A 21693-nucleotide genomic window follows, 5' to 3' on the forward strand; every position below is an offset into this window, starting at 1 on the left:
AAGGAGGAAGTCAAATGATGGATGATAGAACTTTTAGAAATGCAATGGGTAAATTTGCTACAGGGGTAACAGTGATTACAACAGTTATAGACGGAGAAGCGCATGGTATGACAGCCAATGCATTTATGTCGGTATCGCTTGACCCAAAATTGGTGTTAATATCAATTGGTGAAAAAGCTAGAATGCTAGATAAAATTAATACGTCAGGCAAATTCGCTGTTAATATATTGTCAGAGGAACAAAAAGAACTATCAATGCATTTTGCGGGACAAATTAAAGAAGAACGTGAAGTTGAATTTGACTGGGTAAATGAACTACCAGTATTAAAGAATGCATTAGCAAATATTGTATGTAATGTTCATAGCAAGCAAATTGCAGGAGATCATACACTCTTTATTGGAGAAGTAACTGATATCGTTATGAGTGAAGGGTCACCACTTGCTTTCTATGAAGGGAAATATAGCACAGTTAGTCAGCTTGTAAACTTGTAAAAGCGGTACATTGTTGAACTGCACCTCACTTGTTAGGTAGTGTCTAACAAGTGAGGTGCAGTTAAATGTAGAGAGTCATGAAAAGTTGAAGTAAGAAAAATGCAAAGGATTGACTTGAAATGGATGTTCAAGCAATCCTTTTTACTATTTGCTGCTATTTTTTATTTATGTTATACGAACCTAAAATCATCAAGAAGTTGAGGGACATATAAAACCAACATGGGGAAAGCAGTATTCAAGAGGAATAGCATTATTTTTGAAAATAGTAATGATTACTATTTTCTTTTATGTTACCATATAAAAGTATTAAACATTAACCTTAAATTTGATAAGTGTTGAAAAGGAGTTTGTGAATGTTGAAAGCAGATACGATTAATTACAAGCTGAAAACTCTATTTCATAGTGAGGAAGCTTTTATCGATCAGCAAGAAGGCTTAAAGGATGTGCAGCAACAAAAGGGGGATTTTGAGTTTGACATTCAAGAAGTAGGAATATCGAATGTCAAATTACCAATCATTTTAAAGGAGCAAGATAGATTACAGACTCCTTTAGCAACAATCAAACTGACAACATCTTTAAAAAGCAATGAACGTGGTACACATATGAGTCGGCTTATTCAAAATCTTGAACTATATTTAGTAAAGCCATTGACACTGCCATTATTAAAAGAATTAGTCCAACAAATAGCCTATTCGTTAAAGCAAGGGCGCGTTGATTTAGCAATTGATTTTCCGTGGGTCTTTGAAACAACTAGTCCTGTTACACAATTAACAAGCACGCAGCATGCTAATCTACAGTTAAACATTCGCTATGATAGTCACCAGACAATGGAGCTATGGGTTGCGATGAAAATAGGGGTCACAACGCTATGTCCATGCTCCAAAGAGATAAGTATCTACGGTGCACATAATCAGCGCGGCTTTATTACAATGCAAGCGAAGGCAGATGAAACAACAATTAGCGACAGCTGGAAACATGACTTAAAAAATATTGCTTTATCGAATGCGAGTGCCCCTATTTATAATGTATTAAAACGTGAGGATGAAAAATTTGTGACGGAGGAAGCATATCAAAATCCAAGATTTGTGGAAGATTTAGCTCGATTGGTGGCAGCGGATTTGGAAGAAGTACACTGGATTAAAAATTATAAAGTAACTTGTGAAAATGAAGAATCCATTCATTTACATAATGCAATTGCTGTCATTGAACGCAATAAATAATGGAAGGAGGGGCATAGATGGTACTTTCAGATCAAACAATACAAAGCTTACTTCATCATGAATCTATGAAAATTCAACCATTAGGAACAAAGCAAATACAACCTGCTTCTGTCGATTTAAGGCTAGGCAACCACTTTTTAAAGGCTATGCCAAATGAAGATAATAGTCTTAATATTACTCAAGCAATGACGTATGAGGAAATAATAGCAGAGAAAATAACTATTCCTCCTAAATCCTTCCTGTTAGCGACAACGAAAGAATATATAGAGTTGCCCAATTTTTTAACAGCCTTTGTGGAGGGAAGAAGTTCTATAGGAAGAATGGGCTTGTTTATCCAAAATGCAGGCTGGGTTGATCCTGGCTTTGCGGGGCAAATCACGTTGGAATTATTTAATGCCAATGATACAGCAGTCGTTATAGAAGAGGGAATTCGGATTTGCCAGCTTGTCTTTGTTAAAACGGATATACCTGTTGTAAATGAGTACAACGGAAAATACAAATATCAAACGAATGCAGTAGGCAGCAAAATTTATTTAGATCAAGATAGAGAATAAAAAAACTTGCAATATGATTTATTTTGTGATTTACTTTGTAAGTATTAAATCGTAATAATTACTATTTAAGGAGGTTGCATATGAAAAAAATACCAGTAACAGTGCTTAGCGGCTATTTAGGTGCGGGAAAAACAACTGTTCTCAATAATATTTTACAAAATGAGAAAAATCTTCGAGTGGCTGTCATTGTCAATGATATGAGTGAAATTAATATTGATGCAGAGCTAGTGGAAATGGGCAGCGGCATCTCTCGTACAGAGGAGAAGTTTGTGGAGCTGTCAAATGGCTGTATTTGCTGTACATTGCGTGAGGATTTATTAATTGAAGTGCAGAAATTAGCTGAAAAGGGCAATATCGATTATATCGTCATTGAATCAACAGGGATTAGTGAGCCAATTCCAGTTGCACAAACATTCTCGTATATTGATGAAGAATTAGGCATTGATTTAACGGCTACATGCAAGCTAGATACAATGGTGACAGTTGTAGATGCTAATCGTTTTTGGCATGATTTCCAATCTGGCGAAAGTCTATTGGATAGAAAGGAAGCTGTTGGGGAGTTAGATGAACGGGATGTTGCTGATTTATTAATTGATCAAATAGAATTTTGCGATATTTTGCTCCTAAATAAATGTGATTTAGTAGATGAAGAAGAATTAGGGAAGCTTGAGAATGTGATTCGAACGTTACAGCCAGAAGCTAAAATTATTCGTACTATTAATGGTAACATCGACCCTTCAGACATATTGAATACCAATCGCTTTGATTTTGAAAAGGTGTCAAATTCCGCAGGCTGGTTAAAGGAGTTACAGCTAGGGCATGAGAATCATACACCTGAAACAGAAGAATATGGTATTAGCTCGTTCACATATATGAGAAGATTACCATTTCATCCAGAGCGTTTTAAAGAATGGGCAGAGCATATGCCAAAATCAATCGTGAGAGCGAAAGGGATTGTTTGGAGTGCAGCACATCATGATATTGCTATTCTTTTATCGCAGGCAGGACCTTCTGTCAATATTAACCCAGTATCCTATTGGGTAGCTGCTTTACCGAAGCATCAGAAAGAGCAAATATTACAGCAAAATCCAGCAATTCAAGAGGATTGGGATATCGAGTACGGAGATCGCATGACGAAAATCGTTATTATTGGAATGGATTTACCGAAGGATGCTATTGTCAGCAGCTTAGATAAGTGCTTATTAACAAAAGATGAAATGATGGGGGCATGGGACGAGCTTGCAGACCCATTCGGATGGAAGATTAGTGGACGATAGTATGCTTGATAAGGTAGAAATTGTGATCTTAAGTGGCTTTTTGGGCAGTGGCAAAACGACATTACTACAAAATTTATTAGTGCAAGAGCGGCAAAGAAATCGTAAAGTTGCCGTTCTGATGAATGAAATAGGGCAGGTATCCATTGATCGTAACCTATTAAACGACCATACACCGATTGAAGAAATTATTAATGGCTGTATTTGCTGCACGAGCAAAACACAGCTTGAAAATGCTTTATTAACCCTTTATGTGCAAGAAAAACCTGACGTAATCTATATTGAAGGCTCTGGTATAGCACATCCAATGGAAATTTATGATGCATGTCTATTACCAGTAATTGCTCAAAATATTATCGTTAAAAGCATTATTACCGTAGTAGACGGGAATATATGGTCTAGAAAAAATAAATTAAGCTTGCGTATCCAAAAATTGCTGGAAGAGCAAATTCGATATGCTGATCAAATTGTTATTAATAAAGTAGATTTATTAACAAGTGGGCAGTACAACCAAATTGTAGGAGATACAAAGCAATTAAATTCACATGCTATACAACATATGACAACATTTTCAAGATTAAATGTAGAGGACATCATTCATAGAGATCATCCAATTAGTTCAGTGGGTCATGACAAGCTGCATGTGACAGAGCATTTACATGTTTCAAGCCTCACGTATACATTTGATAAACCGATTAATCGGAATCTTTTTATGGAATGGTTAGAACAATTGCCTGTAAGTGTTTATCGAATAAAAGGCTTCCTAAAGTTTGTGGATGATGTAAATAGTATCGCCTTATTTCAATATGCATTTGGTGTACCCTTTTTCTACAGAGAAGAAGTGAATTTACCATTAAACCTTGTCATGATTGGTGAAAATTTAGCGAAAGATTTACTAAAGGAACAATTAAATCAGTTAGAGCAATATTAACATTTGAAAGGAAGTAATCATGCAGTATGACGAAAATACCTGTTACTGTGCTAAGTGGCTACTTAGGCGCAGGAAAAACGACGATACTCAATCAATTATTAGCAAACAGAGATGGTAGAAAAATAGCCGTTATCGTCAATGATATGAGTGAAATCAATATCGATTCACAGTTAATTAAGGAACAAGGCTTTTCTAGAACAACAGAGAAGCTAGTGGAGCTATCGAATGGCTGCATTTGCTGTACATTACGTGAGGATTTAATGATTGAAGTGGAGAAGCTAGTGGCAGCGGGCGATATTGATTCCATTGTTATTGAATCAACAGGGATTAGTGAGCCAATACCTGTCGCTCAAACATTTTCATATATTGATGAGGAAACAGGCATTGATTTAACATCGCACTGTCGATTAGATGCTATGATTACTGTAGTAGATGCCAATCGTTTTTGGTATGACTATGAGAGTGGCGAAACGTTGCTGGAGCGAAAGCAAACAGATGATATTTACGATCAACGCGATGTATCCGATTTATTAATTGATCAAATTGAATTTGCAGATATTATTTGTGTGACGAAGGCAGATTTAGTGACACCTGAATATCTTGAGGTTTTGCAAGCATTTCTTTTAAAGCTAAACCCCGATGCTGAACAGCATATCGTTAAAAATGGCATTATTAAGCCCGAGCTATTATTAGATCGTCATTTATTTGATTTTGATAAAGCAAGCCAGGGCGCTGGTTGGATTAAAGAGCTAAATGAGGAACATGTTCCTGAAACTGAAGAATACGGCATTTCATCATTTGTGTACCGCAGAAGAAGACCTTTTCATCCGCAGCGCTGGTATGAGTGGCTAGATCAGTTACCAGTTGAAATTGTTAGAGCAAAAGGCTTCTTTTGGCTAGCCACAAGAGATATACCTGGCATATTATCACAAGCAGGGGCTTCTATCCAATTTCAAGGAGCTGGTGAATGGATTGCTGATTTACCTCAAGAGCTTCAGGAGGCAGAATTGAAGGAGGACCCAGCATTAAGAGCACGTTGGGATGAAACATACGGTGATAAGCAAACCGAATTAGTTTTTATTGGCATAGAGCTTGATCGTGAAGAAATCGAAAGTGAACTGGATAAATGTTTATTAACAGATGCTGAAATGATGGAGGATTGGCAACAATTTAGTGATCCCTTACCGAAATTTATTGTCAGCACTTGATGAAATGGGCTTTGCATTAGCAGAGCCCTCAGTATGCCTGGCGTATATCATTTATCATTAGATCAGCTGTTGCTTGAATTACAGAAGCTTCATGTTTTAGGATTAAATAAAATTATGCTATTTGGCATGCCAGCTGTTAAAGATGAATTAGGCAGTGGGACATTTCAGAAAGATGACATCATTCAACGTGCTACGCGATTAATGAAAGAAAATTATCCTAATTTTTTAGTGATTGCTGATACATGTATTTGTCAATATACAACAGATAGCCATTGTGGTTTATTGCAGGATGGCGTTATTGTAAATGCTGCCAGCTTAGAAATTCATAATCAAGTGGCTTTATCACAAGCTATTGCTGGAGTTGATATAGTAGCACCAGCAAGTATGATGGATGGATTTGTAGCCTCGATTAGAGCTACATTAGACAATCATGGTTTTGAACATACGCCAATTATGTCCTATGGGATAAAATATAGCTCTGCTTTTTATGGGTCATTTAGAGATGAGCAGCAAGTAGTAGCAGAAACCTTTCTAGGTATGTTTAGAGCAGGTGCGGATGCTATCATTACATATTCCACTAAAGATTGTGCTAAATGGCTACATAATAGCAGAGCCATGTAAAAATAACATTGTATAAAAATTTATATTTAGACATATTCTTATTTGTAGTAATATTTTTTACTTGAATTATAGACAATAAAGGTCTGTAATATATATTTTGAAAATGGAGGAACAGTGTGATGAATAAATATGATTGTATTGTTATTGGGGGCGGACCTGCTGGATTAAGTGCAGCCTTAACTTTAGGAAGAGCGTGTAGAAAGGTTGCTCTATTTGATAATGAAACAAATCGCAATCGTGTGACACAGACATCACATGGCTTTTTAACGAGAGATGGTATTACACCGTTACAATTTAAAAGCATTGCGATGAAGGAATTGGAGGCTTATCCTACTATTTCAGTTTTGCATCAGACCGTTATTGCTATAAAGAAAGAGGAAACTAATTTATTTTTAGTGCAAACAGCCAATAATGAGTCTTATTTATCCGAAAAAATACTATTAGCTACTGGTATACAGGAGGAGTTTTTTCTAGCACAGATTCGACAATATTATGGTAAAAGCTTATTTAGCTGCCCTTATTGTGATGGCTGGGAGCAAAAGGAAAAAGCGTTAGCTATACTAGCAGAAGATGAAGAACATATTCTGCATATGACTAAGCTGGTTTATAATTGGTCACGGGATTTAATGGTGTTTACAAATGGCAATCCATTATCCGATGAAGTTCATCATGAATTGGAGCGTAGAAAGATTAAAATTTATACAGCTACTATTAAAAACTTACATGGCGAGCATGGTAACTTGCAGAGCATTGAATTAGCAACAGGTGACAATATTGCAAGAAGTGGTGGTTTTGTCGTGCCGAGCTTTATGCGTCCAAATAAATTTGCTGAACAATTGCATTGTCAATTTGATGAAAACCAGTGCATTATTACAGACGGCACTGGGCAAACGACAGTGAGCGGCGTATATATTGCAGGTGAAACTAAAAAGGCAGTTCCATCCTCGTTAATGATTGCTGCTGCTGAAGGGTTTCAGGCTGCTGTAAGCATCAATATGGATTTAATAGTAGCTAGATTTTAATGGAGTAAGATTGTTTTCTTGTGCGCTCTAAACTTGAATTGACCTGCCATTATATAAGCTATAGAAGAATATGTTAAAAGGGTTCTTTTGCTGGTATTTCCCTCTATCAAAAGAACCTTTTTTAATGGGCTGGTCAGGTTGTTTTTATGAAAGATTTCCCTCCAAAGCCAGTAGTCTATTAATATTACCGTATTTTTAGCGTTTATTTATTGGAAGCATAGTAATATTATTGTCTAGTAAAGCAAATTTAAGTTTGATTGGTAGATTTCATCATGAAAAACTTAGAAGATGGTTTTACATATTATAGTAACTATCTATTATTTGCGAGAACTATACATATTAAAAAAATAACTAGAGTGGTAATATAGTTTTCAAGGAATAGTATGATTTTTTAAAATTTGGAGGAACCCACATATGACAAAACAACTCAAAGGCCGTAAATTTTTCGTAACAGCAGCTACAGCAGCACTTGTTGCATCTGCTATTGTACCAGTAGCATCAGCAGCTGAATTAAAGGATGCCGATAGTATTTCATCTTGGGCAAAGGAAGCTGTGCAATTTTTAACGGATAAAGGATTTATCCAAGGTGATGAAAAAGGAAACTTCAATCCAGCGGGTACACTTACGCGTGCAGAGGCTGCGGAAGTATTATCAAAAGCGTTAGATTTAAAGGCAACAGGCACAGAGGATTTTTCAGATGTAGATGAAAAAGACTGGTTCTATAATGCGGTGCTTGCAACATCACCAGAATTATTTGATGGGATGGGCAATGGTAAATTTGAGCCAAAAGCACAATTAACAAGAGAACAAGCAGCGAAAGTCATTGTAGAGGGCTATCAATTAACAGGTGAAGCTGATCTTGGTCAATTTGCAGATGCTGCTAAAGCTTCTAAATGGGCTGTATCGTACTTAGAAATAGCTGTTGCTAACGGAGTTATTAACGGTAAAGGTGCACTATTAGCACCACAAGATAAAATTAGCCGAGAAGAATTTGCAACAATGATTAAACGTACAATTGATGCAGTGGAAGATGTAGAGGAAGAAGAGGTAGTGCCAGCCGTAGAAGCTGTAAAAGGATTAAATGCAAGAGAATTTGAGGTTAAATTTAACACAGCTGTTGATGCGAAAGATGCTGTTATTTTAACGAAGTATGCTATTGAAGGCGTAAGCATCACAAACGCCATTATAGCTGAAGATGGCATGACTGTTACATTAACAACGGATAAAGCACTGAAATTAACGCATGGGAAAGTAACTGTAAAACCAATTAAAACAAAGGCAGATGCTACTGTTTTAACAGAAGAATTGAATACATTAACAACGTTTGAGGATAAAACATCTGCTGCTATTCTAGCTGTTGAACCAAAAGATACTACAGCGGTTATTACATTTAATGAGCATGTACAAAATGCAGGAACGGTAAATGTAAATGGTGTTCAACTGCCTGCTGACCGCTACACGCTATCTGATAAAACATTAACAATTACAGGCTTAACACCTGAACAATCTTATAAAGTCGATATTGTGGGCGCAACTGACTTTGCTAATAATATTGCTCATCCTCTTACTGTGAGCTTTACAACGCTGAAACCAGCAGCTGATCATACAAAGCCAACAGTAGCTACAACAGTGAATGGCACAGATATTATCCTTGATTTCTCAGAGGAATTAGTAAAGCAAAATCTTGATGCTAATACAACTACAGAAGAATATGCAAAGGTAACTGTTGGAACAACTGTCTTTTATTTGACGAATGCTCAGCTTAAAGATGCTACAGATAAAACGGTATTCACACTTAATGCGGCATCTGCTTTAGGTACATCGCAATTTATTAATACAAAAATTAAAGTAGAGGGTCATAGAGATTTAGCTGGTAATGTGGGCGACGCATTTGAAACAAATGCTATTTTATCAAAAGACACAACACCTGCTACGCTTGTAGCTGCTTCAGCAAAAATGCTCGTTGCAGATAATAGTAATGTAGCAACAGATGTAGATGCACTATACCTGACGTTTAATGAGCCTGTAACAGTGAATGGCAATTTAACACTTAAATCAAAAAATGGTATTGTTTATACGGCTGGTAGTGTAACAGCAGTAAAAGCCGATGCTGGCGTTGATGTAGATGGTAATGGCAAAATTGAGGGTGCTGAGAAAAATACAGTAAAAGTAGCTATTGATTTAGATAGCAATTCTAGCTATTTATTTGAGCTGGCTGCGAATGCGGTAACAGATGTAGCTGGCAATGTTACAGCAAATACAATAGCATTTAATGTTGCTACTGGAGCGTTTGAAACTGTGCCTGAAACAATTACAGATTCATTAGTATTTGGGGCAACACCTGTAGTAATAACAGATAATCAAGTATTTACGCTTGAATATGCTGCAGATGTGACAGCAGCAGCACTAACAGCAGCAAACTATACACTTGGAGGTCAAGTGCTTCCTGCAGGTACACAGCTACAATTTATAGACGGAACGAAAAAAGTACGCTTTACTTTACCTGAAGGCTCTATTATTGTAAATGGTAACTATGTGCTTGAAGCGCAAAATATTGTCGATACAAAGGGCAATACACTGAAAGGTGGCAAAGCAACAACTCATATAGCATTGAAAGAAAATATTGCACCTGTAGCATCTACGATAACAGCAGTAGATAGTAAAACGTTTAACGTAAACTTTACGGAAGCTATTGCTGAGCAAGATACTGTAACAGGTGTAACAGTGAAGATTGCTGGTTCAACTGTAGAGCCTGCTGCTGTGACTGTAACTGATGGTAAACTTACAGTTACAACGCAACAGGACTTTGCTTTAACAGATAGTATTGTTGTTGAATTTCAAGCAACTAACCTAGCTGATGTGAATAACAACAAAGTGAAAGATAGTTCTGTTACAAAATAATCTAACAATCAGAGCCCTGTGGAGATAGTTCTCTCTACAGGGCTTTTTCAATAAAAAAATCAAGTGCCTTCATAAGAGAAAGCACTTGATGATATTAAAAATTTTAACGGTAAACAAGTCCACCATCTGTGATAATGGCTTGACCAGTGATATAATCTGCATCATCTGAAGCTAGGAAGGACACTAAATTCGCAACATCTTCAGGTGTTTGATAACGTTGTAAAGCAATCCCAGCAGTGAAGTTAGCGAACGGTTCTCCTGGTTGAAGAGCACCATTGCTATGACGCACCATTTCGGCATCAATGCGATCCCACATTTTTGTTTTCGCAACACCTGGGCAATATGCATTGACCGTAATTTGATGTTGTGCTAGCTCTTTTGCAGATGCATGTGTGATAGCTCGTACAGCATGCTTTGTTGCTGAATATGTGCCAAGCATTTCATAGGCTTCATGCCCTGCAATACTACAAGCATTGATAATTTTCCCTTTAGAGCCTTGTGCGATAAATTGCTTCGCAGCTGCTTGTGTACCAAATACTACGCCATTGACATTAATGCCAAATAAGCGATTTAATTCTTGCTCTTCAATTTCTAAAAATGGTGTGACTGCATCTATACCCGCATTGTTAACAAATACATCGAGGCGACCAAAAGCTTCTACAGCCTTGTTAACAAGGTTGATCTGATCCTCCTGCTTCGAAACATCACCAACAACACCAATAATATCTGCCCCTGTATTTTTCAATTCTTCAACAGTTGAATTTAATAATTCCTCATTGATATCGTGTAAAACTACTTGGAAACCATCTTTAATTAAACGTTCTGCAATACCACGACCTAAACCTCCAGCAGAACCTGTTACAACTGCAACCTTTGTCATAAGTATTTCTCCCTTCAGCTACCAAAAGGTTGGTAACTTTATTTTTATCAGTATAAACTGTTAAGGATAAATATCTTTAACACTGTCAGTATAGTATAACTATCGTTTCACTACAAAAATTTTGCTTGTAATATTAAAAATTTTATTATAAAGACCTTATTTTAATTAATGTTTCAAATAAGGCCTTGAAATATTTCGTTAGTTAATTTAAATGATAGGTAAGTTATTCAAGGAGTGGTTCTGTGGAGTCTTGTACTACAAGAAATGGTCGCATCATTTCATAATCTTCATGGTTTATCTTTTATCGACTTCCAATAAATATTATAATAATATCACATAGGGGGGTTAAAGGATGAAGAAAATATTCAATATAACATTGATTTGTATGATGGTCACGGTATTTTGTTCAACTACTCATTCTAGTGCGGATACAAAAGATTTTGATAGGGATGTAGTGCTTATACCCTACAATAAAATATTAACAAAGCTTAGTAAAGAATATGGCATAGATATGTATATTCCAGAAAAAAATAAAGAAAAATTTTTAAATAAGGTGAAAGGGATGACACCGAAAGAATTTGAAAAGCTGCTAAGACAGCAGTATAACGAATCAAAAAAGTATATCACATCACCTTCTTATGACAAGGCAGAGATGGGAGATTCTCCTTATCCTCAACCAATTCCTAATGCAGAGCAAATGATACCAGCAACACCGTTACAATAAAAATAGCTCCGTATAATTTGCGGGTAATTATTTATAAGTACAGACTATTCTCTATAATTTATGCCCAATATAGCTACATGTGTATTTGGCTGTACCCATTTGTTTTCATAGAACTGTCCCTTTTTTGGAGAGCCGTCCTGCTGTAGACTCCTTTTTATAAGATGATAGGAGGATATGATAGAGATGACAACAGCTATTCGAACATTTAAAAGAGCATGTACAGATGAAACCCAAATTCATAAATTTTTAAGAGAGGCACAAACTGCTTTTCTGGGGCTAGTGGACCATAGTGTACCCTATGTAATACCTTTAAATTATGTGGTGAAAGATGGAATTTTTTATTTCCATGGTGCCAATGACGGAAGAAAAATAAACATCATGACTGCCAATCCAAATGCTTGTATAACAATATGCGAAAATTATGGAACAATGGTAGACCCCATTCCTGCGAACACAGATACAGCTTATATGAGTGTCATTGCAAATGGTGTGGTGGAAATTGTGAGGGATTTAGACGAAGCAACTGTGGCTATGCAGGCTATGCTTGATAAATATGTACCAGGTTATTATCAGGCACCTTTATCGAAAACACATATTGATAAATATCAATCATCGCTAGGCAGTAAAACACTTGTATTTAAAATTAAACCTGCTACTATGACGGTTAAAGAGCATAAGCTAAATGAACAAATGCAATATTATTGTGGCAGAGTTGTTACACAGGATATAAACCGAAAATCGAATGAGGAGCCAATTAAAACTACTTAGGTCCAATAGATGGTGTTGGTATATATCTTCCTCTAAAAGGACATGAAATGAATAAAATGGATAGATGGAATTTATGAGTTTTGTTTAGAGAACCAAAAGGAGAGTTGGAACTAGTTAGTATCCGATTCTTCTTTTTAATTTAAAGAGATAGCGTTAAAAAAGGCTACACATATTGATAGATATAGCCATAACTAAGTGCTATAATGCCTCTGAAAATCATTGGAAATTTCGTGTTTATAAAGAGGGGGCATTTAGTTGAATATTTTAGTTGTTGATGATGAACAGGAAATTGCAGATTTAATTGAGCTTTATTTAAAAAATGAAAATTATCATGTATTTAAGTATTATACAGCTCAAGAGGCTTTGGTCTGTATGGAGCGGGAAAAATTGGATTTAGCTATTCTGGATATCATGATGCCAGATATTGATGGCTTTACAATTTTACAGAAAATCCGAGAAGCATTTAATTTTCCAGTGATTATGCTTACGGCTAAGGAAGAAGAAATTGATAAAATAACTGGATTTTCTCTAGGAGCGGATGATTATATTACAAAGCCTTTTCGTCCATTAGAACTGGTTGCACGCGTAAAGGCACAATTACGAAGATTTACCCTGTACAACCAAGGCTCAAAGCAAAATGAGGCTATTATTGATTTTGCTGGTTTGATTATCAACAAGGATACACGACAGGTTTTACTAAATGAAAGACCATTATCGCTTACACCTACAGAATTCTCTATTCTATGGTATTTAAGCTCAAACAGAGGTAAGGTCATTAGTGCCGAGGAATTATTTCGAGAGGTTTGGGGAGAAAAGTATTACAACAGCAATAACACCGTAATGGTGCATATTAGGCATTTACGAGAAAAAATGAACGATTCTGTGGACAATCCAAAGTTTATTAAGACGGTTTGGGGAGTGGGGTATACCATTGATAAATGAGTTTGGAAGACTGAAGAGAAAAATGATTTTACAAATTATTGTTATTCTTGTGATTGCCCTGATAGTCGGTTATTTCATTAACTTCGTATTTATTGACGGTATCTTGCAGGCTCCTTTTGCGGACGTCTTTATGGCTTTTTGTGAAAATATTTTACAATTAGATTATTATGCAGCACGAAACGCGTATAATGTGCTATTTCAACAAAATAAACCATTTTGGCTAGCGATAGGATTTATACTATTACTGCTAATTATTTTTTATATTGCATTGTCCCGTTTTACTCGTTACTTTCATCAAATTAGTACAGGTATTACAATGCTTGCAGATGAGTCAGAAAAGGAAATACATCTACCTGCTGAACTTGATTTTTTAGAGAAGAAATTAAATGATGTGAAAAATAAATTAGAAAAACGTGCAAAGGATGCTCAAGAGGCAGAGCAACGAAAGAATGATCTTGTTGTCTATTTAGCGCATGATATTAAAACACCGTTAACGTCCATTATTGGCTATCTAAGCCTGTTAGATGAAGCAAAGGATATGCCTGTGGAGCAAAAGGAAAAATATGTAGCGGTTACGTTAGAAAAATCAAATAGGCTAGAACAATTAATCAATGAGTTTTTTGAAATCACCAGATTTAATTTACAATCCATTATTTTAGAGAAGGATCTTATTCCACTCAACTATATGTTAATGCAGGTAGCAGATGAATTTTACCCATTATTAGCACCAAAAGGTCAAAAAGCTATCGTTAAAATAGATGAAGACATCACTATTTATGCGGATGGCAATAAATTAGCGAGGGTCTTTAATAATATTTTAAAAAATGCAATGGCTTATAGCCACCCAAATAGTACAATTGAAATTAGTGCTAATAACGAAAATAATCAGACATGGATTTCTTTTATAAATACAGGAAAGACCATTCCTCCTGAAAAATTAAAGATGATATTTGAAAAGTTTTATCGTTTAGATCTTGCGAGGTCCTCACAAACTGGTGGTGCGGGACTTGGCTTAGCCATTTCGAATGAAATTGTACAAGCCCATGGAGGGACTATTACGGCTACCTCTAGCGATGAAAAAACAGTATTTACTGTTAAACTGCCAAACAATTCTTAAGAAATCTTAAGAATTCACTAATAGTTAATTAAAAATAAGCTCCTTTTTTTATGGTTGAATATAAGCATAAAGAGAAGGAGTTGTTTTTATGTTCACTAAAAAAGGTATTTTTAGTATATCGTTTATCATAATTATGTTATTCGTTTATGTTATGGTTTCAAAAGAAACGCCCATATCATTTGTTGACTCTTCAAAAGTAGATGTACTTGCAACGAGTGAAGATATACTTGATGTCGATTTATACAGCTCGAATGCAATTTTAGTTAATTTAGATAACAATCAGGTTTTATTGGATAAAAATAGCGAGGAGAGAATTTATCCTGCATCTTTGACAAAAATGATGACCGTTTTAGTTGCTATTGAACATATTCAAAATTTACAACAAGAAGTTGTGTTACCCAAAAATATATTTCATGATTTATATGAAAAAAATGCTTCAATGGCAGGTTTTCTCCCTAATGAGCAGCTTACAGTAGAGGATTTATTGTATGGTTCCATGTTGCCATCAGGTGCAGAGGCATCTATCGGCTTGGCTGAATATATTACAGGCTCAGAGGAAGAGTTTGTCAAACTTATGAATAACAAGGCTCAACAGCTTGGCATGATAAATACGCATTTTATGAATACAACGGGTCTGCATCACCCAGAACATTATACAACGGTACAGGATATTGCTTTGCTTCTACAGTATGCATTAACAAATAGTGAATTTCGTCAGATTTATACTGCGGAAAGATACTCGATAAAGCAAACAAATCGTCATCCAGAAGGCATGACATTTACCAATCGAATGTTTCAACATATGACTTCAGGCGAGTTGTCAGCAGGGGAAATCTTAGGTGGTAAAACGGGTTATACAGAGGAGGCTGGGTTATGCTTAGCGAGTTTAGCTACAGTCAATGGACAAGAATATATCCTCGTAACAGTAGGAGCCAAAGGAGATCCTCGAACGGAACAATATAATATAACAGATGCATTTTCAGTATATCGTCAATTATCAAGCGGAAACATATGAAAGGTGTTGCGTAGCCGTCTGTAAATAAAGTGAATCTTCAATCAGTGGAGTTTTCCTCCAGCTTCCACTGATGGGTGATAGAGAAGCAGAGGCTAAGAACCTCGCATCCTGTGAAAATGCTTGTGCGACCAACATCGTGTTGACCTTGACCGTTGTTTTTACAGCGTGTCGCCATCGCACAAAAATGCTTATGAATACGGGACAAATTTTAACCAGAGCTTGGGCAAAATTATTTATTATTGAAATCGTCTTTCTAAATGAAGCATTTAATTTAGACAAAGCTCTTTTTACTACTGGAAAACAAAAACAGCACATAAATTGTTCCTGCCGTATGTAAATATTTCACATTCTACTTATCGTTAGCAACGATAATGAGTCAAATAGAGGCAAAGTATTTGATTGCAATCTTAGAAATTAATGCTTATCATGAAAATGATAATCATTTTCAATTGATAGGGAGAGAGTAATTTGCTGAATAAAAGACAACTTATAATTGGTATACATCTAGCTGTACACGGTGAACAGGACAAAAAAGGTGCAATGATTCAGGAGCAAATTGCATTTGCAAAGCGTGCTGAGGCAGCCAAATTAGATTTTGTATTTAAGGCTGATTATTTAATAGCGCACCCAGAGTTAATAGCTAAAACAAAAGGAACAGTTGGACTAGACCCTAGCTTTTTGCTAGCACTCGTAGCGAGAGAAACGCAGCAAATCGGTTTAGTAACAACTATTTCCACATCATTTACACCACCTTATCTTATTGCCCGCCAATTACAATCCTTAAATTGGATTAGTAACGGACGAGTAGGATGGAATGTAGTGACCTCCATTGATGGGGCATATAATTTTAGCAATGCCCCTATGCCATCATCAGAGGAGCGTTATGCTAAAGCGGCTGAATGTACAAACGTTGTTCAGCAGCTATGGCATAGTCACCCTAGTGAAATATTAGAAGCTAACGGAGATTTAGAAAAAATTAAAGACCTTGTAAAGCCTATTGATTATAATGGTGAGTTTTTCCACATTCAAGGTCCTTTAAATATACCTATGCATCCAGCGGGAGATATACCGTTATTTCAGGCAGGTGCATCTGAGGTAGGACGTCAATTTGCGGCAACTGTATCGAATGCGATTTTTGCTGCAACACCAACTATGGATGTTGGCATTGAAATGCGTAATGATTTGCGAAAGCGTGCTGTTGAGGCTGGTCGTTCGGCAGATGATATTCGCTTATTGCCAGGTCTCTATTTCTTTATAGGTGATACATATGAGGAGGCATTGGAAATGCATCAGCAGGCTCATGCCCATTTAACGCTTGAGCGCCGCTATGCTGCATTGGTATCCGTTATTGGACTGGATGTTCGCCACTTGGCACTTCAGGATCGTGTAACAGTTGATCTACTGCCTCCAAAAGATCAAAAGGTTCGTAGTAAAACGCATGCTCATCTTGTGCGGCGCTATATTATGGAGAATAAGCCGACTGTGGAGGAATTACTTGCACGACCCGAGGTAATTGGCTCAGCACATCTTGTAGCCATTGGTACGCCACAGGATATTGTCCAGCAAATCGTTACGTTTTATGATAAGGGTGCATTCGATGGCTTTATTGCTGTGCCAGGTGGTCCAGCGAAATCTTTGGATTTATTCTTTAACGAGGTGATACCTATGCTCGTTGAACGTGGGTTATTCCGAGCCGACTATGAAGGGAGCACATTACGCTCACATCTAGGCTTAGATGTGTTACTACCTAATTAAAGCTACACATAAAAGGAGCAAAGATGTTGCGAATCAACATGCTTTGCCCTTTTAATGCTTGCTAAAAGCTCATTCGAATATTAATTGGGTAGAGATAGGGTGATTCAGGCTGTTCGATTGTTACCCAATTATCAATTTGAATAATAGGTAGGGTAGCACCGTCATAGGTCGTTTGCCCAATTGTACCTACAATCTCAATCCATGTATCCTCCTCAAGCGTAGGAGCCTCTGCAAATTCTGTTAAAAAGCCTACAATGCTTGCATCTGCCACACAATGAGTAATGAGAAATCGTGAAATAACTAGTTGATTTTGACTAAAATCCTCCTCTTTTAAAACAAAGCCCTTTAGCTGTATTTGCTTGCCTAAATAACTCGCTAAATTATTATTAATTTCCTCATAATAAATCGTATAATCCTCGTCTGTCATTTTAAACATTGCTTGCTGGGAGAGCTGTTGCTTTAATTGGTCATATTGCTTCTTTGTCATCTCCTGCTTTTCTTCCATTAATCTAGGATCAGGCTCATGGTCATCATAGATATTGTCATCAATGGTTTCATTGGAAGTAAGATAATCCTCTATTTTTGAACTTTGACTTTGTTGAGCAAGAATAAAGGAAGCTCCTTTTTTATCAGCAATTGCAGCATCTAAAATTTTAGCAGGCACAAAGAAGCCCGTTATAATAGGTGCTATAACAATAAGATAGGACAGCATTTTTTGTCGTGTAAAAGGTGATTGTCCATGGTCATGGTGTGAGCAGCAAGCTTGTCTATGATGAGTAGTCTTTGAAACGACTCTTGTTAATTGCACAAGAAATAGCATAAAAAATAGAATAGCGGCTGTTTTACTGAGGTTATCGTATTTTGGGTTAATATATTTTGTTAGTTCCCCCGTCCAATGCAGGCTCGCAATCATCGCAGAAAAAGCAAGTAAAATAACCGCCCTCACTGCTTGCTGAATGTGAAATTTCATGAATTTCCTCCTTACAAATACGGTGAAAGAATAAATAAACTAACATAAACTACTATAGCGACGAGGGCAACTAACCATAAAACAAATTTTAGGCGAAATACACTTATCAGCATAATAGTATTTTTTAAATCAATCATTGGGCCAAAAATTAAAAAGGCAAGGATTGATGGAGTAGAAAAAAGAGAGCTAAATGAAGCACCAATAAAAGCATCCGCTTCTGAACAAAGTGAAAGAATAAAAGCTAAGCCCATCATTACTAAGATAGAGGAGGATATGCCATCACCTATTTCTACAAGTGCTTTAGTAGATACATATGTTTGGACAAAGGCTGCTAACAATGCACCAATAATTAAATATTTTCCTACATCAAAAAATTCATCAACGGCATGTTTACATGTGTTTATTAATTTTGTCATAAAAGCTGTTTGCTGCTCATCCTTTGCTACTGGTTGAAGCGCTACAGAGCTTTTAAACTGTGAACCTTTAAAAAATAAGCTAACGAATAAAGCAACTACAATAGCGATTACAAAGCCTATTAGCATACGAAGACTAGCGATCTTTAAATTATTGCCAAATGCCATATAGGTGGAGAGAATAACAATGGGATTAATTAAAGGACCTGTTAACATAAAACCGATGGCTGCATGGATCGGTACGCCTTTAGCGATCAACCTTCTTACAATTGGCACGATGCCACATTCACAGGCTGGAAATAATGCGCCTACAAAGCAGCTCATCACAACAGCCAGCAATGTATTTTTAGGAATCCACCTTTCAATATGCTCCTCCGTGATAAAAATCTGAATAAAGCCTGCAATTAGAATGCCAATTAAGACGAAAGGCAGTGCTTCAATTAAAATACTTAAAAATATCGTATGAAGGCTGAGCAAAGAGGAGCTAAAGCTTTTTAGTGCTGAGAAGTTCAGCAACAGTACGGAAAGAAGACTTATGATGAAGATGAAAACTAACCAAAAATTCAGTAAATACTTAGGGAAATGAAGACGCTCCACATGTACCTCCTTGATGCAGTAAAGTGTAATAATTACGTTTTAATATAGATTATGCAAGAGGACATGCAGGTATTCCTCCTATTCATTGATTAGTGCTCAACTAAATAAAGAGAAAGTGGAATAGGCTTAGTGCTACCTTTTCACTTTCTCTTTATTTCATCACTATTTATGCAAATGCTTATTTCTAAATTGCTTGGGTGTAATACCAGTAAATTTTTTAAAAACTTTAATGAAATAGCTTTGGTCTGTAAAATTAAGGAGGGAACCAATGTCTAAGATTGGGTAGTTTGTAAATGTTAATAGCTTTTTTGCTTCGTCAATTCGTTGTTGCTGGATATATTCACTGACTGCAATACCTACCTCCTTTTTAAATAAGGAGGAAAGATAATTTGGACTTAAATGACAAATATCTGAAAGTTGCTCTAATGTTATTTCACTATATATATGATTTTCGATAAAATGCACACATGTTGTGATTGTTGCTGAGTATTTTACTTTATTCGCATATGATACACGGTTCGTATAATCGTAAATCGCCTCCTCCATTAAGGATAGGATGTCGTTTAAGCTGCTTTGTTCCTCAAGCTTTTGTATATAAAAATCACTTAACGTAAAGGCAGTTTCTTCATTTAAACCGCCTTCAATCGCAGCACGACAAATAAGTGCTATTCCTGTAATCATTAGATTTTGTACACTTCTAAAACTGTTTCGCTTGGAAAGCACACCAAGTTCTGCTTCTCCGACAATTGAGTAGTTCAACACTTCATTTAATTTTTCCATACGTCCATTTTTTATATAGTCTAATAATATTTTTTCATAGTAGAGATTTGTATGAACAGTATCATTTCTTCTAGCATAGGAGAGCTCAAGGGTTGTATTTTCTTTATAACGAATAATGGGCTTTAATGTTTGATTGCTTTGCATCACCAATGTTTTTGTTAATTTTTTCTGATAGATCAAATAGTAAACGAATAAACTAATTGCTATAAATTGTTGATAATGAAGGGTAGGAACAGGCTGGTTGTCATAATCGAAATTTTGCTTGACTATGCCATCATTGTCAGGGGCAAGAGCAGGGCCTATTAGAAGCGTTCCTAAATCATGATTATCTTTGTTTAAATTGATAAAGAAAAAGTGAAATTCATCCATTGAGATAAAAATCGGATAGTTATTGGAAGCAGTATCATAAGGATACGCTATTAGTTGCTCTATTAACGAAGTGTAACCTAGATTTTTCTGCAATGCCTTCGATCTATACTCAAAGATTATTTCGCCCAGCGGATTGATATATGTCACAGCAAGTTGATGTGTTTCATAAATTAATTGACCTATGTATTGAAGGTCTAGTAAAGAAATTTTCACTTTTTTACACCTCCATTTTTATTGCTACTGTCAGCATGAAAGCCATTACAACAATGAGAAAGTACCATTTTGTGTAGAATAATACAATAAAATAAGCGGAATTGGCAATAAAATAAATAGTGACTTCAAAATGCTAAGGAGGAATGGAAGATGGATTTTTTAAATAAAATTGCCGTAGTAACAGGCGCTGGAAGTGGTATTGGGAGAGCCAGCAGTTTGAAGCTTGCTAGCAATGGTGCAAAAGTAGTAGTTGTAGATTTCAACAAAGAAACAGGGGAAGAAACATTAAGCTTGATAAAAGAGCAAGGCGGAGAAGGTATCTTCGTGCAGGCAGATGTTTCAAAAAGCGAAGATGTTCAGAAATATGTTAATGTCGCTGTTGATACGTATGGACGCATTGATATATTTTTCAATAATGCGGGAGTTATTCAAAAAATTTCTCCGTTAACAGAGATAGAAGATGCCGAATATGACCGTATTATGGGTATCAATGTGAAAGGTGTATTCCTTGGCTTAAAGCATGTTTTAAAAGTCATGGAGGGACAAGGCAGTGGCTCTATTATTAACACAGCTTCAACAGCAGGTGTTCGTAGTGAGCATAGTATGGCGGCTTATTCTGCAAGTAAGCATGCAGTAGTCGGTTTAACAAAATCCGCTTCATTAGAGTATGTAAAAAAAGGTATTCGCATCAATGTTATTTGTCCAGGTGGAGTGGCAACAGCATTAACAGACAGTGTGACAACTATGTTTGAAACAGGTGGCTATATTCCAGAGGAAATTCCAAATATGCGAATGGGACGCTATGCAAAACCAGAGGAGCTAGCAGAAATGGTTGCGTTCTTGGCATCCGATAAAGCAAGCTATATGACAGGCTCAATCGTGCTTGTTGATGGCGGTTTAACTTTATAAAAGATTGAAATCCAGTGAA

The 21693-nt window shown here is 36.3% G+C and carries 20 protein-coding genes; 16 read left to right on the plus strand and 4 right to left on the minus strand.

All coding sequences use genetic code 11. The annotated features are described in order from the left end of the window. Positions 1 to 17: 17 nt before the first annotated feature. From ACIQVU_RS05355 to ACIQVU_RS05395, 9 genes are all read left to right on the plus strand, one after another. A complete protein-coding gene (locus ACIQVU_RS05355) occupies positions 18 to 491 on the plus strand; it encodes a flavin reductase family protein (RefSeq protein WP_340808544.1) in 474 nt (157 codons plus the stop codon). Between the two features lie 353 nt (positions 492 to 844). Continuing rightward, positions 845 to 1711, plus strand: a complete 867-nt coding sequence (folE2, locus tag ACIQVU_RS05360) for a GTP cyclohydrolase FolE2 (RefSeq protein WP_340805126.1) — start codon at positions 845 to 847, stop codon at positions 1709 to 1711. Positions 1712 to 1728: 17 nt separating this feature from the next. After that, entirely contained in the window at positions 1729 to 2265 is a 537-nt protein-coding gene (gene dcd, locus ACIQVU_RS05365; RefSeq protein WP_340805127.1) for a dCTP deaminase, read from the plus strand. 80 nt (positions 2266 to 2345) lie between these two features. After that, positions 2346 to 3542, plus strand: a complete 1197-nt coding sequence (locus tag ACIQVU_RS05370) for a GTP-binding protein (protein ID WP_340805128.1) — start codon at positions 2346 to 2348, stop codon at positions 3540 to 3542. Then, entirely contained in the window at positions 3532 to 4470 is a 939-nt protein-coding gene (locus ACIQVU_RS05375) for a CobW family GTP-binding protein (RefSeq protein WP_402894271.1), read from the plus strand. Before ACIQVU_RS05370 ends, ACIQVU_RS05375 begins: the two co-directional genes overlap by 11 nt. A gap of 26 nt (positions 4471 to 4496) precedes the next feature. Further along, complete coding sequence (locus ACIQVU_RS05380) at positions 4497 to 5678, plus strand: GTP-binding protein (RefSeq protein WP_340805130.1); 1182 nt, start codon at positions 4497 to 4499, stop codon at positions 5676 to 5678. Between the two features lie 33 nt (positions 5679 to 5711). After that, positions 5712 to 6299 carry a hypothetical protein gene (locus ACIQVU_RS05385; protein ID WP_402894274.1) on the plus strand — a complete coding sequence of 196 codons (588 nt, stop codon included), beginning with the start codon at positions 5712 to 5714 and terminating at the stop codon, positions 6297 to 6299. A 119-nt stretch (positions 6300 to 6418) separates the two neighbouring features. Continuing rightward, positions 6419 to 7321, plus strand: coding sequence for an NAD(P)/FAD-dependent oxidoreductase (locus ACIQVU_RS05390; RefSeq protein ID WP_340805132.1), 903 nt, complete (start codon positions 6419 to 6421; stop codon positions 7319 to 7321). Positions 7322 to 7735: 414 nt separating this feature from the next. Continuing rightward, complete coding sequence (locus tag ACIQVU_RS05395) at positions 7736 to 10222, plus strand: S-layer homology domain-containing protein (protein WP_340805133.1); 2487 nt, start codon at positions 7736 to 7738, stop codon at positions 10220 to 10222. Positions 10223 to 10325: 103 nt separating this feature from the next. Here the strand turns inward: ACIQVU_RS05395 and ACIQVU_RS05400 are convergent, their stop codons facing one another. Then, entirely contained in the window at positions 10326 to 11102 is a 777-nt protein-coding gene (locus ACIQVU_RS05400) for an acetoin reductase (protein WP_340805134.1), read from the minus strand. 352 nt (positions 11103 to 11454) lie between these two features. On the opposite strand from ACIQVU_RS05400, the gene ACIQVU_RS05405 reads away from it, so the two are divergent. The 6 genes from ACIQVU_RS05405 to ACIQVU_RS05430 all read left to right on the plus strand — a co-directional run bounded on the left by ACIQVU_RS05405 (position 11455) and on the right by ACIQVU_RS05430 (position 17423). Then, positions 11455 to 11826 carry a hypothetical protein gene (locus ACIQVU_RS05405; protein WP_340805135.1) on the plus strand — a complete coding sequence of 124 codons (372 nt, stop codon included), beginning with the start codon at positions 11455 to 11457 and terminating at the stop codon, positions 11824 to 11826. 183 nt (positions 11827 to 12009) lie between these two features. After that, on the plus strand, positions 12010 to 12594 hold the full coding sequence (locus ACIQVU_RS05410) for a pyridoxamine 5'-phosphate oxidase family protein (RefSeq protein ID WP_402894278.1): 585 nt from the start codon (positions 12010 to 12012) through the stop codon (positions 12592 to 12594). A 255-nt stretch (positions 12595 to 12849) separates the two neighbouring features. Beyond that, entirely contained in the window at positions 12850 to 13536 is a 687-nt protein-coding gene (gene vanR / locus ACIQVU_RS05415) for a VanR-ABDEGLN family response regulator transcription factor (RefSeq protein ID WP_053994230.1), read from the plus strand. A gap of 22 nt (positions 13537 to 13558) precedes the next feature. Continuing rightward, the gene (gene vanS / locus ACIQVU_RS05420) at positions 13559 to 14653 is read left to right on the plus strand and encodes a vancomycin resistance histidine kinase VanS (RefSeq protein WP_340805137.1); all 1095 of its coding nucleotides are present in this window, start codon (positions 13559 to 13561) and stop codon (positions 14651 to 14653) included. Between the two features lie 88 nt (positions 14654 to 14741). Beyond that, positions 14742 to 15668, plus strand: coding sequence for a D-alanyl-D-alanine carboxypeptidase family protein (locus ACIQVU_RS05425; RefSeq protein WP_402894281.1), 927 nt, complete (start codon positions 14742 to 14744; stop codon positions 15666 to 15668). A gap of 468 nt (positions 15669 to 16136) precedes the next feature. Next, positions 16137 to 17423, plus strand: coding sequence for an NtaA/DmoA family FMN-dependent monooxygenase (locus tag ACIQVU_RS05430; protein ID WP_340805141.1), 1287 nt, complete (start codon positions 16137 to 16139; stop codon positions 17421 to 17423). Positions 17424 to 17484: 61 nt separating this feature from the next. On the opposite strand, the gene ACIQVU_RS05435 is transcribed toward ACIQVU_RS05430, so the two are convergent. The 3 genes from ACIQVU_RS05435 to ACIQVU_RS05445 form a co-directional block, all read right to left on the minus strand. Continuing rightward, entirely contained in the window at positions 17485 to 18393 is a 909-nt protein-coding gene (locus tag ACIQVU_RS05435) for a TIGR03943 family putative permease subunit (protein WP_402894284.1), read from the minus strand. Between the two features lie 11 nt (positions 18394 to 18404). After that, on the minus strand, positions 18405 to 19403 hold the full coding sequence (locus ACIQVU_RS05440; protein ID WP_402894287.1) for a permease: 999 nt from the start codon (positions 19401 to 19403) through the stop codon (positions 18405 to 18407). A gap of 162 nt (positions 19404 to 19565) precedes the next feature. Then, positions 19566 to 20765: an AraC family transcriptional regulator gene (locus ACIQVU_RS05445; RefSeq protein WP_402894289.1), complete on the minus strand. Its 1200-nt coding sequence runs from the start codon at positions 20763 to 20765 to the stop codon at positions 19566 to 19568. Between the two features lie 150 nt (positions 20766 to 20915). Here ACIQVU_RS05445 and ACIQVU_RS05450 point away from each other — a divergent pair, with 150 nt between their 5' ends. Further along, a complete protein-coding gene (locus ACIQVU_RS05450; RefSeq protein ID WP_402894291.1) occupies positions 20916 to 21674 on the plus strand; it encodes an SDR family NAD(P)-dependent oxidoreductase in 759 nt (252 codons plus the stop codon). Positions 21675 to 21693 lie beyond the last annotated feature (19 nt).

It is taken from the genome of Lysinibacillus sp. NPDC098008, assembly GCF_044760715.1.
GTDB lineage: Bacteria > Bacillota > Bacilli > Bacillales_A > Planococcaceae > Lysinibacillus.